Genomic DNA, 15,155 nt, shown 5'->3' on the forward strand with positions numbered 1-15,155 from the left:
CGCGATCGCCACACCGAAATTTGGCAGAATTGTACGCCCGACAATGCCGGGGCCAGCATCAGACTGCGGGGAGATTACGTACTCAATCGCACTTGGGCGGGGGTCTTGCCGCGGTAGCGCCGCATGGCGGAGGTCAGGTGGCTCTGGCTGGAAAACCCGCTGTAATGGGCCACTTCCTCAATCTTCATGTCGCCCTTGCGGAGCAGTGTTTCGGCAAAATCGAGCCGCAGATTGAGCACATATTGATACGGCGGCCGGCCAAAGGTTCGGGTAAACCCGTGAATGAAGTGGCTGGGCGACAGATTGCACACCGCAGCCAGTTCGGCGACCGACATGGGCGCCGCAAAATTGGCATGCAGAAACTCCTGCACCCGGCGCGCATTTTGCGGCGACAGCCCGCCATTTCTGGCGCTGGCCGATAGCTTGGCGGCATCGGAATAGTTGCGCAGCACGTGAATACCGAAAAGCGTTACCAGCGAATCGACATAGAGTTCATTCGCCGAGACCCGCTCCGTCAGCTCTGCCCTAAGGAGCCTGGCCATGCGCAGGGCCTCCTGATCGACCGTGCCGAAGGGCAGGGTCCGTAGCTCCACCTTGCCAAGATCGGCCTCGTGCGCCGCCAGTTCGAGCAGACTTTCGGGCTTTATGGCAATAATCGCATTTTCTCTGATGGATGCCCAACTCGAGCGGCTATCGACATTGGCGGGGCTGATGACGATCATGCCCGCAGGAGCATCGAAATGGCGCAGCTGGTCGCCACCGAAAGCCGCCGCCATATTCGGCGAAGGGGCAAGCATTACCTCGATGAAATGGGCGTCTGCAGTAAAGGCCTCGGATCCAGGCGGCCGGATCGAATGCACCGCACCACCCCGGCAGGTGGTCACCCGCGGGCCGGCCTCAATGGGAATGGGCCACAGAATATCGATGGCCGACGCCCCTTGATCAACTCCGAGCCGTCGCCGCGCCTCGTCGCAGTCATGTAGCATTCGGCGGCCCCTGTATCGAGTCGTCTGTGAGGTACGCTCCGCAATTTGAGATCGATTCGCAACTTGTTTGCTGCGATCAAAGTTAGCCGCGGCCTAACGCGAAATTTCAAAACGCAGCCATTGAGGGAACCTTCCCACAGGCCATCAATTGTGTATTCGCATATTTCCGTTACTCACGCCAGTCGTCATACGTATCATCAAAACTTTGCAAGCAAAACCCGCATAGTTTTTTTACAGCGGGAATAGTTGCATACACTCAAAAGAGCGCATTAATTCATATTCCAAGTTCATCTATTCCTCTATACAACAGATTTTTTATTGATATTTTGCACGGCCATTTATGCAAGCAAATCCTTGAACCAACAAAGCCTTCTTGTTGACGTGTTTTTGGCCAAATTATTTTGCACCCATGTTTTGCATGGTTAAGATTCGGGAGCCGCGCTAGCGCACCCATGGTGATTAGATACGACAAGCGCGTTCAGGACAAAGATCTGTGGCAGGTCTACGAAATCTCGACCGGCCGCGTCATTGTGATTGCAGGTCACCCCTATGACGGCATGGCCCAGCACGAAGCCGCGGAAATAGTGTCGCTTCTGGAAAGCGGCGCTCTCAGCGCGGACGAGTTTCCCGAAACGCCATTGCCCACCGATTCCACGCCCCGGCACGCGAGCCCTGCCGCCGCGGCACCCGACCGGATTCCACCGGGCAAATCTTAAATATCGCGGCCCGGGCCGCCCTGTTCGCTTCGCTGAGCCTCGATAATGCCGCGCAAGGTGGAACGCTCGGCCTCGGAGAGAGACGGGACGCCCGGCAGGCGCACAGCGCCGACATCCATACCCATCATGCCCAGAGCTTCTTTCACCACGGTAACGTTGGACCCGTTCCGGTAGTGAGTGCGCAATTCTTCGAACTGGGCGAGCCTGTTGATGAGTTTGCGGGCGCCGGCAAAGTCGCCGCTGACCAGCGCCGCGTGTACCTGCAGCGAGATTTCGGGGAATACATTGACGAAGCCGGAGGTGAAGCCCTGGGCGCCGATGGCATAAAAGGCCGGAGCCCAAGCCTCGGCCAGACCACAGACCCAGATAGCGGGCAGGTCCTGGGTGGAGCGGATCACCTCGGCCAGCAGCATGAGATTGGTCGAGGCGAATTTGACGCCGGCGACATTTTCGTGCGCGGCCAGCCGGCGGAAATCGCCGACCGAGAAGGTATCGGTCCGCACATAGGCGATGAATGGCACGCTTGATGCCTCGGCCAGTTCCAGGAAATAGTCGGCTTGTGCGGAGGGGCCGGCGAAGGGGTCCATCGGATGATGCCCCATGATCGCCCCTGCGCCGGCTGCAATGGCATCGCGGGCCAGCGCCTTGGCTTCGACCAGCGAGCGACCGACCGCCGCGCTGATCAGGCATCTGCCCTCCGCCGCCGCAATCGTGGTCGCATGCACCCGGCGAATCTCATCGAGCGAGAGCGAGAAGAACTCGCCCGTATTTCCCGCGGCCATCAGATTATGAATGCCGGCCCCGGCCAGCCGCGCAATCAATGCGGTGAGGAGCGACGTGTTCACCTCGCCATTCGCGCCATAGGGCGTTACCGGAACCCCTGAAATCCCTTTGAGGGCCGCACGCACTGAAGCCATCCGATCGGTCACTATCGTAGTCCTTGCTTAGTCTTCGAGATAATTTCGGCCATAAGTGCCTCAAGCCAAAGGGCGCGAGTTCGAGGATCGCCTTCTCCTGCAAACTCCCCGTCCCCAGTTGACGCGTCAATCAGTATATGAAATCTGATATACCAGATTTTACGTGATGTCGATGGCGAACGCGCGGCAAGCCGTGCCCTTGCTGCCGGCCCACTACAAGGAGACTGCCATGAAAATCGACCGCATGCGGGTATTCGTGACCCGGGACAAGGACCGGCCGCGCGTTATCGTGGCGCTGGATACCGATGACGGGCTGACCGGCTGGGGCGAATGCTACAATCACGGTCCCGACCTCGCGCTGCCGCCCATTCTCGACTATCTCTACAATTTCCTGGCCGGGCAGGATCCGTCGCGGGTCGACTACCTGGTCAATTACATGATCCAGCAATGCCGTTTTCCGCCTGGCGCGCTCGGGCTGGCGGCCATTTCCGGGCTCGATCATTGCCTGTGGGACCTAGCGGCCAAGGCGCGCGGCGTGCCGGTCTACAAGATGCTGGGCGGAGAAGTGCGCGACCGCATCAAGGTTTATGCCGGTGTTTATACCGCGCCCGACGTGCCCGCCGCCAAGGAAGAGCTCGATCGCCTCAACACGGAATGGGGCTTTACCGCCTTCAAGCTCAGCCCGTGGCGGCTCGAGCTCAATAGCCATCGCTGGGGCGAAGTCGTACGCACCTCGGCCGAATATTTCCGCCAGGTGCGCGAAGCGGTCGACCCGACCTACGAAATCGCCTTCGACGCCCATGCCAAGATTTTTGACGTCAAATCCGCCCGCCAGCTCGGCAATGCCCTGGCGCCTTACGACCCTCTGTTCTACGAAGAACCGCTCCGCCCCGAAAATATCGAGCTCTATGGCGATCTTAACCAGGGCCTGAACTGCACCCTGGCCACCGGGGAATCCCTCTATAACCGCAACGAATTCCTGCGCCTGCTACAGGTCAAGGGTGCTGATCTCATCCAGCCTGACATCTGTGTGGTCGGCGGCATTTCCGAAATGCGGCGCATCGCGACCCTGGCGGAGGCTCATTTCGTGGGTGTCGCACCGCACAATCCGATGGGTCCGCTGGCCACCGCGGTCAATGTGCACTTCGCCGCAGCCCAGCAGAATTTCAGGATCCTCGAATACCGCCTGCCCGTGGGCCAGTGCTATGTTTATGGCGGCACGGAAGTGGAAAGCCGCGAGGACGCCACCCGCTATGTGGTCGATCCATATCTCCCCAAGGATGGCTATCTGGAACTGCGCCCGGATCGCCCTGGCTGGGGTGTCGACATGGACGAAAAGGCCATGGAAGAGGACAGCTACGTGCATTGGCAGCGCCGCGTGCCCAAGCGTCCCGACGGCTCCTACGCCTTCGCCTGACAAGATGTGAGGGGCCCGGACGGCCTCTCACCCCTTCCTGCCAGGACTAGTAGAAGTGGCGGTCAGCATTGGTGTCCGGTTTTGAAACCATGTAACATCCTGCACCAAGACGTCGACTATTAGCGGGATTGCTCATTTATGCGACAAGACAGCCGCCTGTCCCGGGTGCTGCATGCGCTCCTTCACCTGCATGGCATGGAGGCACCAGCGACTTCGGATTTGCTCGCGCAGATGCTGGGCACGAACGCGTCCGTCGTTCGGCGGACCATGGCGGGCCTGCGTTCGGCGGGCATCGTTGCCGCAACCAAGGGGCATGGCGGCGGCTGGTCGCTGGCGAGGCCCCTGGACCGGATTTCGTTGCTGGAAATTTACCAGGCACTGGGCTCACCCGAATTGTTCGCCATCGGCAATGACGAAGACGAACCCACTTGCCTCTTGGCCCGCGCCGCGAACGCTGCGACCAATAGAGCGCTGACGGAGGCTCGCCAGCAGTTTGAACTCTCCCTGAAGGCCGTCTCGGTCGCCGACCTCACCGCTGACTGGCGGCCGGAAATGGCCCGGCACTAACAGCCGCGCTATTGTTCCCGGTGCCAGAATCGCGCACCGATTACGCCTCTGCACTCAGCCCGTCGAAGGTGAGGTCGGGACACAATGGGGGTGATGATGACGGCGATAATTGCCGCTAGTGGGGTCAGCAAGACTTTTCATCAGCCCAAACGCTTTGCTGGGCTGCGCGGGGCGCTCAAGGGCCTGTTCAACCGCGATTACACCGAAATCCACGCAGTCACTGACATCAGCTTCACCATCGCGGCCGGTGAGGCGGTGGGCTATCTCGGGCCTAATGGCGCCGGCAAGTCGACGATGATCAAGATGATGACCGGCATTCTCGTGCCGAGCGGCGGCGCTTTGAGCGTACTTGGTCGTGCGCCGCACAGCCATCGCATGATCAATGCCGCCGAGATCGGCGTGGTCTTCGGCCAGCGCAGCCAGCTCTGGTGGGATTTGCCGGTGCGCGACAGTTTCGAGCTTAACCGCCATATCTACGACATTCCCGCCGCCCGCTATGCCGAGAACCTCGCCTATCTCAGCGACATGCTGGCCATGGTTGGGTATCTCGATCGCCCGGTGCGCCAGCTTAGCCTGGGCCAGCGTATGCGCGCCGAAATCGCCATGGCGCTGCTGCACGATCCCAAGATTCTGTTTCTGGACGAGCCCACGATCGGGCTGGACGTGGTTGCCAAGGACGCGGTGCGCAAATTCCTGTCCAAGCTCAATCGCGAGCGCGGCACCACCATCATTCTCACCACCCATGACCTGCAGGATATCGAGGAAATCTGCCCGCGCCTCATCATGGTCGATGAAGGCAAGCTGTTGTTCGACGGCGAGGTGACGCGGCTGCGCGCCGCACTCGGCTCGCGCCGGCGGCTAACGCTGACCTTCGGTACCGATCCTGGAACGATCACGCTCACCACTGCCACGCTCACCGCTGACGAAGGCGCCGCCAAGCATTATCTGCTGGAGCGCGAAGACATCTCCTTGCTCGACGTGCTGGGCGAACTCGGCCGCGGCCATGGCCTCAAGGATATCAAGCTCGAAGAACCCGACATCGAAGAAGTAATCCGTACCTTCTACCAGACCAAGCCGACCCTGGCGGGGGTATCGCCGTGAAGCTCGGCGCTTATCCGGCCTTCACCGCCACCGCCTTCCAGGCGCGCCTCGCCTATCGCAACCAGGTGTGGTCGAGCGTCTTTGGCGAGCTGGTCGCCACCTTTGCCTTCATCGCGGTCTGGACCGCCGCCTTTGCCGACAGGGGCAGTGTCGACGGGGTCAGCCTGCCCGAAATGGTCACCTATGTGCTAATCGCGGGGCCATTGCTGCAGTGGAACACCACCCCCTTCATCCGCGAAGTCGGGGACGCCATCCGCACCGGCAATGTCACCGCCTACCTGCTCAAGCCGCTCCATTATCCGGGCCTGCTGCTCTTTAACCAGCTCGGCAATAATGCCTTCGAGCAGGTCACCATCACTCTTCCGGTTGCCATCGTCGTGGCTCTGTCCGTTGGCCTGCTGCCCCCGGCGAGCTTTGCTCATGGCGCCCTCTTCCTCGCTTATTGGGCCGTGTCCTGGTCCATGCTATTCCTCATCGCCACCGTTGTAAGCCTGCTCGCCTTCTGGGTCCTCACTGCCTTCGCGCTCGACTGGTTCCTGCGCGGCATCATGGCCGTCGCCTCCGGCGCCATCATGCCGTTTTGGTTCATGCCCGCGCCCCTGGCGACCATTCTTGGCAATCTCCCCTTCGCTTGGGTCAGCTATTACCCAAGCGCCGTTTATCTCGGAAAACTCGATATCCCCGCGGCATTCCTTCATCTCGCCCTGGGCCTGGCCTGGCTTGCCGCGCTGGGGGGATTTCTCGCCTGGCTCTGGTCGCGAGCAAGCCGCCGCCTCGTCGTGCAGGGAGGCTGAGCCATGCTGCGCCATCTCAGGGTTGTCCCCCATCTGGTCGGCATCCATGTGCGCACCTACATGGAATATCGCGGCGCCCTTTTCATCAGCTGGATCGCCCAGGCCATCGGCTATGCAGGGGTCTATGCCTCCATCGCCCTCGTACTCGCCCGCTTTGAAAATCTCGGCGGCTGGTCCTGGCCGCAAATGGCCTTGCTGCTCGCCTTCCATCTCCTGGCCTATGCCCTGGGCGCGTCGCTGAGTTTCGTGCAGTTCCGCGACATGGAAGAAAAGGTCCGCCTGGGTACCTTCGATGCAATCCTGGTTAAGCCTATCGGCACCTGGACTTATCTGGCCTTTTCCGGTCTCAATATCGAATATGGCGGCCATATTGTCCTGGCAATCGGCCTCATGGCGTGGGCCTTGGCGAGCCTGCCCCTGGATTGGTCGGCGCCCTTGGCACTCTACTTCCTCGCTGCGATCATCAGCGCCGCCATGCTAACCGCCGCCCTCATGACCATCATCGGCGCCACTGCTCTCATTTGGGTCCGATCGCGGCACCTCTTCTCGATCTATTTCGGCTTCTGGGAATTGGCGCGTTACCCACTCAACATCTTCCCCCTGCCCCTCCAGATCATGATGATCACCTTTGCCCCCCTCGGCTTCCTTGCCTTCATACCCACGGCCGTGGTGCTCGACAAACCCGTCCCAATCCTCGGCGACTTGGCCGGCCCGGCCTCCCTCGCCATTGGCCCGGTCTTTGTCCTCATCGCCATGCTCCATTGGCGCTATTGCCTGCGCAATTACCAGGGTGCCGGTGGCTGATTACCTGAGCTCGCCCATTTCGATTTTTTCGACGTCGGTATAGTCGACATTGTCGCCGGCCATGGCCCAGATGAAGGTATAGGCGCCGGTGCCCGCGCCGGAATGGATCGACCAGGGCGGCGACAGCACCGCCTGTTCATTGCGCACGATCAGATGCCGCGTTTCGGTGGGTTCACCCATCAGATGCACGACGAAGGCATCGGGCTTGAGATCGAAATAGAGGTAAGCCTCCATGCGCCGGTCGTGCACGTGGGCGGGCATGGTGTTCCACACCGAGCCGGGCGCGAAGCTGGTCAATCCCACCACCAATTGGCAGGTCTTGACGCTATCGGCATTGACGAACTGGAAGATGGAACGTTCGTTAGCGGTTTCCTGGCTGCCCAGGTCGAGCCGTTTGGCATCGCTTTGCCGGATCAGCTTGGTGGGATGGCTCGCATGCGCCGGCGCGCTCAGCAGGTAGAACTTGGCTGGTGCCTCCGCGTCGGCCGACGCAAAACTCACCTCGGCTGCGCCCATGCCGATATAGAGCATGTCGCGCGGGCCCACAGGATGGTCAGTCCCATCAACGGCAATCGTACCGGCCCCACCTATATTGACCGCAATCAGCTCGCGCCGGTCGAGGAAGCCGGCCGTTCCGGTCGGCTTGATCGTCTCCAGCGGCAGCGCCTTGGCACCCGGCATGGCCCCACCCACCGCCATGCGGTCATAATGGGTATAGGTCCAGTTGATCCCGCCCAGGGTGAACAATTCCTCGATCAGAAAATGCTCGCGCAGCTCATCGGTGTTCATCGTGCCGGCGGTTATCGGGTCGATGGCGAAGCGGATGTCGAAATCGGTGGTCATGGTCAGTCCTGTTTGGTCGTGGATTGTTGGCGGAGCCGCTGGCGATAACGTTCAAGGCTCAGCGACAGATGCTGCCGCATGGCCTCGCGCGCCGCACCGGCATCTTGCGCCGAGATGGCCCGGAGAATGGCGAGGTGCTCGCGTTGCAATCCCGCCTGGTATTCATGCGTCAACACGCTTTCGGTCCCCCAGGGCGAAGCCACGTCGCAGGGAATGGTCCGGCTTCCCAGCCCGTCGAGCACCTCGATATAGAACGGATTGTTGGTTGCCTCGGCGATGGTTCGGTGAAAGGCGAAATCGGTCTTGCCAGTGGGAATTCTCAACTTCAGCAAACGTCCGAATTCGTTCCAGGCCTCCTGGATCGCCGCCTCCTGGCTGGCGCTGCGCCGCAGTGCGGCAAGCCCGGCCGCTTCGATCTCGATGCCCATGCGCACCTCAAGCACATTGATGGCCACCGAGATCTTGTTGGATTTTTCCGCCCCGATCGCATTGAACGGCGTCGCCGCATTGGCGACCACGAACACCCCGGCGCCCTGCCGCGATTGCACCAGGCCATCTGCGGCAAGGGCAGCAATGGCCTCGCGCACCACGGTCCGGCTAACGCCGAATATGGTAGTCATCTGGCTCTCTGTCGGCAGTTTGCCGCTGGCGTCATATTCTCCCGTGCTGATGCGCTTGCGCAGCGTCTCAATCACGAGGTCCGCCAGCTTGGGCCGGCGTGCCGCGACAGCCTCAGTTCCGGAAAGGCTCATCGCTATCCCCTGAACACGGCCGGCAGCCACAGCGACAGCGCCGGGATGTAGGTCACCAGCCCCAACACGACGAGGCCCGCAATATAGAACGGCCAGATGCTCTTCATCGCCTCCCATACGCTGATCCTGCCCACCGCCGCAGCCACAAACTGCACAGGCCCAAGCGGCGGCGTGTTCAAGCCGATCCCCAGGTTGAGGATCATGACCACCCCGAAATGCACCGGGTCTATGCCGAACGACTTGGCGATCGGCAGGAAGATCGGTGTCGTGATGATGATCAGTGGGCCCATATCCATGAAAGTGCCCAGCAGCAGCAGCAACAAGTTGATCATCAGCAGCACCAGCAGCGGGTCCGACGAAATCGCCGCAATGCCATCGGTGAGGATAATCGCCACCTTGAGATAGGCCATCAGCCAGCCGAACGAGGCCGCCGCGCCGATGATGAACAGCACCATGGCGGTCGTCCGCACCGCGCCCAGCACGGAATGCACAAACTCGCCCCAGCTCAGCGAGCGATAGACCAGCAGCGTTACCAGCAGCGCATAGAATACCGCGATGCACGAGCTTTCCGTCGCCGTGAAGATACCCGAGCGTACGCCGCCGAAGATGATGGCAATCAGCATAAGGCCTGGAATGGCAACGACAAAGAAGTAGCCTGCCTTGCGGAAGCCGGGAAAGGCCTCGGTCGGGTAGCCGCGCTTGATGGCGACGATATAGGCGGTGATACTCAGCGCCAGCGCCAGCAGCAGGCCTGGAATAATCCCCGCGGTAAACAGGTCGGCGATCGAGATATTGCCCCCGCCCGAGAGCGAATAGATGATCATGTTGTGGCTGGGCGGCAGCAATAGCGCAATTAGTGCTGCCATGGAGGTAACGTTGACCGCATAATCGGCGCCATAGCCGCGTGCTTTCATCTGCGGGATCATGATGCCGCCCACCGCCGCGGCCTCTGCCACGGCCGAGCCGGAAATACCCCCGAACAGCGTCGAGGCCGCGATATTGACCTGGCCCAAGCCGCCTCGGACATGCCCGATCAGCGAACCGGCAAAGGAGATGATCCGGCTGGCAATGCCGCCACGCATCATCAGGTCGCCAGCAAAGATGAAGAAGGGAATGGCCAGCAGGCTGAAGGCGGATACGCCCGAATTGAGTTGCTGGAACACCACGATGGCCGGGCGGCCGAGATAGACGATGGTGGCAAAGCTGGCAATGCCGAGGCAATAGGCGATCGGCGTACCGATCAGCATTAGCAATGTGAAGACGCCGAAGAGAATCCAATATTCCATGCGCGTCAGGCCTCGGTGATCGTCGGGTCGGCGGCGATATCGTCAACCGGTTCGCCGGCAAGGCGCAGCAGGAAGCGCTCGAGGGCGAACAGGCACATCAGCGCGCCCGAAACCACGATGGGAAAATAGGTGAAGGAGGTCGGCAGCCCCAGCACCGGAATGCGAGTGGACCAGAAGCGGATCGCCAGTCCTCCCCCATACCAGACCATGCCGAAGGCAAAGCAGAAAATGGCAACATCGCTAATGCCGCGCAGCCACGGCTTGGCACTCGGGGGCAATACCTGGAGCAGCGCGTCGAACCCCATGTGAAAATTCTCGCGCACGCCCACAGCAGCGCCCAGGAAGATGAACCACGTCATCAGCATGATAGCGCCCGCTTCCGTCCACGATGGCGAAGCGTTGATCACGAACCGCATGAATACCTGATAGGCGACGATCACGGTCATGCTCACGAGGCCGATACCGGCCAGCCACAATATGGCGTTGGACAGTCGGCCGAGGATTCGACTGGTCGGCAAAAGCCAGGATTTCATGATGAAATTCCGAAGTACATTTTCGGGGCGGACGAGGCTGGCGCAACGCGCCAGCCTTTGGCCAGCTAGCCCTCGGTCGCCTGGATGCGGGCAACCAGGTCCTGCAGTTTGGGATCGGTCACATACTTCTCGTAAACCGGCTTCATGGCCTCGATGAAGGGAGCCTTGTCGACTTCGTTAATCGTCGCGCCGAGGGCCTCCACGGCGGCCTTGGATTCCACTTCCTTGGCCGCCCACAGCTCACGCTGCCTGGCCACCGATTCCTTGGCCGCTTCGCGGAACAGCGCCTGATCCTCGGGGGTAAGGCCATCCCAAACGATTTTGGAGATGACCAGCACTTCTGGAACCATCAGGTGTTCGTTCAGCGAATAATACTTGGCGACCTCGGCGTGACCGGCGGTATCAAAGCTCGGATAGTTGTTTTCCGCGCCGTCGATGACGCCGGTCTGGATGCCAGAATAGACTTCGCCATAAGGCATCGGCGTGGCATTGCCGCCAAAGGCCGCGACCATGTCCACGAAGATGTCCGACTGCATCACGCGCATCTTCATGCCGGCCATGTCGGCAGGCGTGTTGATCGGCTTCTTGCTGTTGTAGAACGAGCGGGCGCCGCCATCGTAATAGGCCAGCGCGATAACATCCACGGCCTCGAAGGCGGCCAGGATTTCCTCGCCAATCGGCCCATCCAGCACGGCATGGAAGTGGTCAGCCGAGCGGAAGATGTAGGGCAGTTGTGTCACCGTTGCTTCCGGCACCTGGGTGCCGAAGGCGCCGATCGAGATGCGGTTGAGGTCGATCACGCCGAACTGGGTTTGTTCGATCGTATCGGCTTCCTGGCCGAGCTGGGCGGAATGGAACACTTCCACCGAATAGCGGCCGTCGGTCTTCTGGCTCAGCAACTCGCCGAAATGCTTGACCGCTTCGACCGTCGGATAGCCATCGGGATGGGTATCGGACGAGCGCAGCACGGTCTGGGCGCTGGCGGTCGAGATCATCAGAGATGCAGCGACAAGCGCCGTCGCTGCCAGTTTAGGCAGTTGAAACATGGTATCCTCCCTCATGCATGTCCGCGCCGGTCTCGTCCTCCACGACAAACCGGCGCCCCTCCTAGATGGCCAGCGCCAGGCGCTCGGGACTGCAGCGAAACTGTCAAGAATGCGCTGCCGAAGTCAACATACAATGTCCGTACACTTGTATGATGAATTGCGCGACGGCCGAACCGGCTGAAACAACAACTTGGGTCCAGCGACCTGCTTGACCCCAGGGGCGTAGGAACCGGTCAGGGCCCGCTCCCTGCCCGGTTGGCGCGCACGATCAGATAGATGAGATAGGGCGCGCCCAAGGCTCCGGTCACTACGCCAACCGGGTAACGCATCGGCAGAAGGAACTGGCCGGCATAATCGCCCACCAGCACAAGGGTCGCGCCAAGCAGCGCGGCGGGGATCAGCAGAGAGCCGCGCGGTCCCACGATGCGGGCGGCGATCGGGCCAGAGAGGAAAGCGACAAAGGCGATCGGGCCGGTGCTTGCTGTGGCGATCGCAATCATGCCAACTGCAGCGATGATGACCATTAGCCGCGTGCGGCCGACCTGAACGCCCAAAGCGGCGGCCGCATCGTCGCCCAGCCGCAGCAGTTCCAGGTCCCGGGTGCGACTGAGCAGCAAGCTGCCGAAAACTATCAATGCCCCGAGAAGCGGCAGCGCCTGGCCGAGCTGGGCGCCATTGAGGCTCCCGGTCAGCCAGCGCTGCGCCTCCTGCAAGTTCCAATCCGGCGCCTGGGACAGGATATAGGCGATCGTGCTTTCCAGCATGGCCGAAATGCCGATGCCGATCAGGATCAGCCTTGTTCTGCCCGCGCCTTTGCGGAACGCCAGGGCATAGACCAGCAATGCTATTGCCAGCCCAGCGATGACTGCAAACAGCGACACGAGCGGCCCTTTCAACGACAGCACGACAATGGCGAAGACGGCGGCGGCGCTGGCGCCCGAGCTGATGCCGATAATGTCGGGACTAGCCAGCGGGTTGCGCAGCATGATCTGGAAGGCGACCCCGCCCAGCCCGAAGCTGAGCCCCGCGAGGACGGCAAACACAGCTCGCGGCAAGCGCAATTGTCCCACGGTGAAGCTGGCGCCGCCCACCTGCTCGCCCAGCAGCACACGAATGACATCGCCCGGCGGCGTGAAGGATTGCCCCAGTGACAAGGTCAGCACGAAGAGTACTGTCATCAGTGCCAGCAGAATTGTGGTCACCAGCCGGTAGTAGCGCATCTGGCGGGCGCGGGTGGCGGTCAACGGCGTTGTCACAGTTCGCGGATCCGCTGTTGCATCACCACCCAGACGAAGAAGGGCGCGCCGATAAAGGCAGTGACGATGCCGACATCAAGCTCGGCGGGCCGGGCGACGATGCGCCCGGCAATATCGGCGGCAAGCAGCAGGCAAGCACCGCCCAGCGTGGAAAACGGCAATAGCCAGCGATAATCCGGCCCGACCAGCAGGCGGCATAGATGCGGCACGACGAGGCCCAGAAAGCCGATGGGACCGCACACGGCGGTCGTAGCCCCGCAGAGCAGGATCGCGCCAAGCGCAGCCACGGCGCGGGCCAGGGCCACCCGCTCACCCAGCCCGGCCGCCAGTTCGTCGCCCAGTGCCAGCGAGTTCAAGCGGCGGGCGGAGAGCAGGCCGATGGCGAGGCCTACCGCCAGAAACGGCATAGCCGGCAGGATGCGCTCAAAAGTTGCCCCGCCTACCCCACCCATCTGCCAGGAGCGGATGCCGCCGGCAATGTCGTTGCGCGGCAGCACGACGGCCGTCACCAGCGACGAGAAGGCAATCGAGGTGGCGACGCCTGCGAGGGCCAGCTTGAGCGGCGTCGCGCCGCCGCGTCCCATGGAACCGATGGTGTAAACAAAGGCCGCAGTGAGTCCGGCGCCGGCAATCGCGGTCCAGATATAGGCGTCGGCCGAGGCGATATTGAACCAGGCCACGCCGATGGCGACGGCGAGCGAGGCGCCGGTATTGACCCCCAAAATGCCCGGATCGGCGAGAGGATTGCGCGTCACGCCCTGCATGACGGCGCCGGCAAGCCCGAGTGCCGACCCGGCCAGCATGGCCAGCAATGTGCGCGGAATGCGCAAAGCGACGGCAGCCTGACCGATCGTATCGCGCCCGCCTGCGAGGGCCGCGACAATGTCGGCCCAGGCGACGTCGCGCGAGCCGGTAGTGACTGAAAGCGCGCCAAGGCCCGCGAGGAGCGCTACAAGCCCTGCGAGCCACAGGCTCCGTAAGCCATTGGACCGCCCGGCGATGGACCGTCGGACGGGGGGATGCAAGTCGGGCGCCGTCATTGAGATTTCTTGGCCGCCTCGGCGAGCACCGTCAGATAGTCATCGAGCACCCACGAGATCGACAGCGGCGTCGGATTGGCTGCCGTGCCAACCGGATTGCCACCCAAGATGACCAGTGCGCCGTTTGCCACGGCAGGCATTTTGGCCAGCAACGGATTGGCCTTGAGCGCATCCAACAGTTGCTGGTCGCCATAGGTCACGATGATGTCGACATCGTCGAAAGTGTCGATGCGTTCCGCGCTTACCGACCCCGAGTACCTGCCCGGCGCCGTGGCCTCGACAACGCTTTGCGGCGAGGTCATCCCCAGATCGGTGAAAAATTTCACCCGCGTATCATTGGTCGTATAGAAGTTGATGGCGCTGAGATCCGACGCATTAAGATGGGTGGCGAACAGCGCCGCCTTGTCCTTGAGTTCGGGGTATCCGGCAACCGCGCCGGCTATCTCGGCCTCGATGCTCGAGATCAGCGCTTCGCCTTGGGCGGACATACCAAGACCCGAACTATTGAGGCGGATCATGCCGCGCCAATCGGTGGACCAGGGGGCATCGGGGAAGGCAATGACCGGCGCAATCTGGCTCAGCGTGTCGTAATCAGCCTGGCTGAGGCCGGAATAGGCGGCGAGGATCACGTCTGGCTGGGTCGCGGCGACGGCCTCGAAATCAATGCCATCGCCCTCGTCGAACAGAACCGGCGTATCGGCGCCGAGTTCGGCCAGCTTTTCGGCAGTCCAGGGCAAGAGCCCATCGCCATCGTCATCGCCGAAATTGGCGCGGGCGAAGCCGACCGGCACGATGCCCAGTGCCAGCGGCACCTCGTGGTTAGCCCAGGCCACTGTCGCCACCCGTTCGGGCTTTTCGGCGATGACCGTCGTGCCCAGCGCATGCTCGATAGTGATTGGAAAAGCCCGACCATCCTGTGCCGAGGCGGAACCGAGGGCGAAGATCGACAGGCATGCCGCGATCAATGGTGCGGAAAAGCCAAACAGCCGCAGCATGAGGCAATATCTCCTGATATCAAAGTGGACTCTCACTTTCAGGTTTAGTCCGGCTCCGTCAACCGCAATGCTTACCACCCGGTGAACAAACGTAAATCTCCC

At 61.7% G+C, this 15,155-nt stretch carries 16 protein-coding genes; 6 read left to right on the plus strand and 10 right to left on the minus strand.

Going from position 1 to position 15,155, the window contains the following annotated elements; genetic code table 11:
• Positions 1-74: 74 nt before the first annotated feature.
• Positions 75-986 carry an AraC family transcriptional regulator gene (locus FF80_RS06460; RefSeq protein WP_035098773.1) on the minus strand — a complete coding sequence of 304 codons (912 nt, stop codon included), beginning with the start codon at positions 984-986 and terminating at the stop codon, positions 75-77.
• Between the two features lie 452 nt (positions 987-1,438).
• On the opposite strand from FF80_RS06460, the gene FF80_RS06465 reads away from it, so the two are divergent.
• The gene (locus FF80_RS06465; protein ID WP_035098775.1) at positions 1,439-1,702 is read left to right on the plus strand and encodes a hypothetical protein; all 264 of its coding nucleotides are present in this window, start codon (positions 1,439-1,441) and stop codon (positions 1,700-1,702) included.
• On the opposite strand, the gene FF80_RS06470 is transcribed toward FF80_RS06465, so the two are convergent.
• On the minus strand, positions 1,699-2,619 hold the full coding sequence (locus tag FF80_RS06470; RefSeq protein ID WP_035098846.1) for a dihydrodipicolinate synthase family protein: 921 nt from the start codon (positions 2,617-2,619) through the stop codon (positions 1,699-1,701). The genes FF80_RS06465 and FF80_RS06470 overlap by 4 nt on opposite strands.
• Positions 2,620-2,848: 229 nt before the next feature.
• On the opposite strand from FF80_RS06470, the gene FF80_RS06475 reads away from it, so the two are divergent.
• The 5 genes from FF80_RS06475 to FF80_RS06495 all read left to right on the plus strand — a co-directional run bounded on the left by FF80_RS06475 (position 2,849) and on the right by FF80_RS06495 (position 7,302).
• The gene (locus tag FF80_RS06475; protein ID WP_035098848.1) at positions 2,849-4,036 is read left to right on the plus strand and encodes a galactarate dehydratase; all 1,188 of its coding nucleotides are present in this window, start codon (positions 2,849-2,851) and stop codon (positions 4,034-4,036) included.
• Between the two features lie 138 nt (positions 4,037-4,174).
• Entirely contained in the window at positions 4,175-4,603 is a 429-nt protein-coding gene (locus FF80_RS06480) for an Rrf2 family transcriptional regulator (protein WP_035098776.1), read from the plus strand.
• A gap of 96 nt (positions 4,604-4,699) precedes the next feature.
• Positions 4,700-5,704 carry an ATP-binding cassette domain-containing protein gene (locus FF80_RS06485; RefSeq protein ID WP_035098850.1) on the plus strand — a complete coding sequence of 335 codons (1,005 nt, stop codon included), beginning with the start codon at positions 4,700-4,702 and terminating at the stop codon, positions 5,702-5,704.
• A complete protein-coding gene (locus tag FF80_RS06490; RefSeq protein ID WP_035098777.1) occupies positions 5,701-6,498 on the plus strand; it encodes an ABC-2 family transporter protein in 798 nt (265 codons plus the stop codon). The genes FF80_RS06485 and FF80_RS06490 overlap by 4 nt, the downstream gene beginning before the upstream one ends.
• A 3-nt stretch (positions 6,499-6,501) precedes the next feature.
• Entirely contained in the window at positions 6,502-7,302 is an 801-nt protein-coding gene (locus tag FF80_RS06495; protein ID WP_035098779.1) for an ABC-2 family transporter protein, read from the plus strand.
• On the opposite strand, the gene kduI is transcribed toward FF80_RS06495, so the two are convergent.
• The 8 genes from kduI to FF80_RS06535 all read right to left on the minus strand — a co-directional run bounded on the left by kduI (position 7,303) and on the right by FF80_RS06535 (position 15,053).
• Positions 7,303-8,145 (minus strand): 5-dehydro-4-deoxy-D-glucuronate isomerase, encoded by an 843-nt coding sequence (kduI, locus tag FF80_RS06500; protein ID WP_035098780.1) that lies wholly within the window; start codon positions 8,143-8,145, stop codon positions 7,303-7,305.
• A gap of 2 nt (positions 8,146-8,147) precedes the next feature.
• Entirely contained in the window at positions 8,148-8,897 is a 750-nt protein-coding gene (locus FF80_RS06505; protein WP_035098781.1) for a FadR/GntR family transcriptional regulator, read from the minus strand.
• A gap of 2 nt (positions 8,898-8,899) precedes the next feature.
• Positions 8,900-10,183, minus strand: a complete 1,284-nt coding sequence (locus tag FF80_RS06510; protein WP_035098782.1) for a TRAP transporter large permease — start codon at positions 10,181-10,183, stop codon at positions 8,900-8,902.
• A 5-nt stretch (positions 10,184-10,188) separates the two neighbouring features.
• A complete protein-coding gene (locus tag FF80_RS06515; protein ID WP_035098783.1) occupies positions 10,189-10,716 on the minus strand; it encodes a TRAP transporter small permease in 528 nt (175 codons plus the stop codon).
• 65 nt (positions 10,717-10,781) lie between these two features.
• Positions 10,782-11,762, minus strand: coding sequence for a TRAP transporter substrate-binding protein (locus FF80_RS06520; protein ID WP_035098784.1), 981 nt, complete (start codon positions 11,760-11,762; stop codon positions 10,782-10,784).
• 233 nt (positions 11,763-11,995) lie between these two features.
• A complete protein-coding gene (locus FF80_RS06525; RefSeq protein ID WP_052153275.1) occupies positions 11,996-12,982 on the minus strand; it encodes an iron ABC transporter permease in 987 nt (328 codons plus the stop codon).
• A gap of 32 nt (positions 12,983-13,014) precedes the next feature.
• Positions 13,015-14,058 (minus strand): iron ABC transporter permease, encoded by a 1,044-nt coding sequence (locus tag FF80_RS06530; RefSeq protein WP_035098786.1) that lies wholly within the window; start codon positions 14,056-14,058, stop codon positions 13,015-13,017.
• Positions 14,055-15,053: an iron-siderophore ABC transporter substrate-binding protein gene (locus FF80_RS06535; protein ID WP_035098787.1), complete on the minus strand. Its 999-nt coding sequence runs from the start codon at positions 15,051-15,053 to the stop codon at positions 14,055-14,057. The genes FF80_RS06530 and FF80_RS06535 overlap by 4 nt, the downstream gene beginning before the upstream one ends.
• Between the last annotated feature and the right edge of the window lie 102 nt (positions 15,054-15,155).

Origin of the sequence: Devosia sp. LC5 (genome assembly GCF_000735585.1) — a bacterium.
Taxonomy (GTDB): Bacteria; Pseudomonadota; Alphaproteobacteria; order Rhizobiales; family Devosiaceae; genus Devosia.

Coding starts and splice junctions, on each gene's coding strand:
- FF80_RS06480 (WP_035098776.1), top strand. CDS start 4,175: ATGCGACAAGACAGCCGCCTGTCCCGGGTGCTGCATGCGCTCCTTCAC.
- FF80_RS06525 (WP_052153275.1), bottom strand. CDS start 12,982: ATGCGCTACTACCGGCTGGTGACCACAATTCTGCTGGCACTGATGACA.
- FF80_RS06535 (WP_035098787.1), bottom strand. CDS start 15,053: ATGCTGCGGCTGTTTGGCTTTTCCGCACCATTGATCGCGGCATGCCTG.
- FF80_RS06485 (WP_035098850.1), top strand. CDS start 4,700: ATGACGGCGATAATTGCCGCTAGTGGGGTCAGCAAGACTTTTCATCAG.
- kduI (WP_035098780.1), bottom strand. CDS start 8,145: ATGACCACCGATTTCGACATCCGCTTCGCCATCGACCCGATAACCGCC.
- FF80_RS06530 (WP_035098786.1), bottom strand. CDS start 14,058: ATGACGGCGCCCGACTTGCATCCCCCCGTCCGACGGTCCATCGCCGGG.
- FF80_RS06515 (WP_035098783.1), bottom strand. CDS start 10,716: ATGAAATCCTGGCTTTTGCCGACCAGTCGAATCCTCGGCCGACTGTCC.
- FF80_RS06510 (WP_035098782.1), bottom strand. CDS start 10,183: ATGGAATATTGGATTCTCTTCGGCGTCTTCACATTGCTAATGCTGATC.
- FF80_RS06495 (WP_035098779.1), top strand. CDS start 6,502: ATGCTGCGCCATCTCAGGGTTGTCCCCCATCTGGTCGGCATCCATGTG.
- FF80_RS06475 (WP_035098848.1), top strand. CDS start 2,849: ATGAAAATCGACCGCATGCGGGTATTCGTGACCCGGGACAAGGACCGG.
- FF80_RS06520 (WP_035098784.1), bottom strand. CDS start 11,762: ATGTTTCAACTGCCTAAACTGGCAGCGACGGCGCTTGTCGCTGCATCT.
- FF80_RS06465 (WP_035098775.1), top strand. CDS start 1,439: ATGGTGATTAGATACGACAAGCGCGTTCAGGACAAAGATCTGTGGCAG.
- FF80_RS06470 (WP_035098846.1), bottom strand. CDS start 2,619: ATGGCTTCAGTGCGTGCGGCCCTCAAAGGGATTTCAGGGGTTCCGGTA.
- FF80_RS06505 (WP_035098781.1), bottom strand. CDS start 8,897: ATGAGCCTTTCCGGAACTGAGGCTGTCGCGGCACGCCGGCCCAAGCTG.
- FF80_RS06460 (WP_035098773.1), bottom strand. CDS start 986: ATGCTACATGACTGCGACGAGGCGCGGCGACGGCTCGGAGTTGATCAA.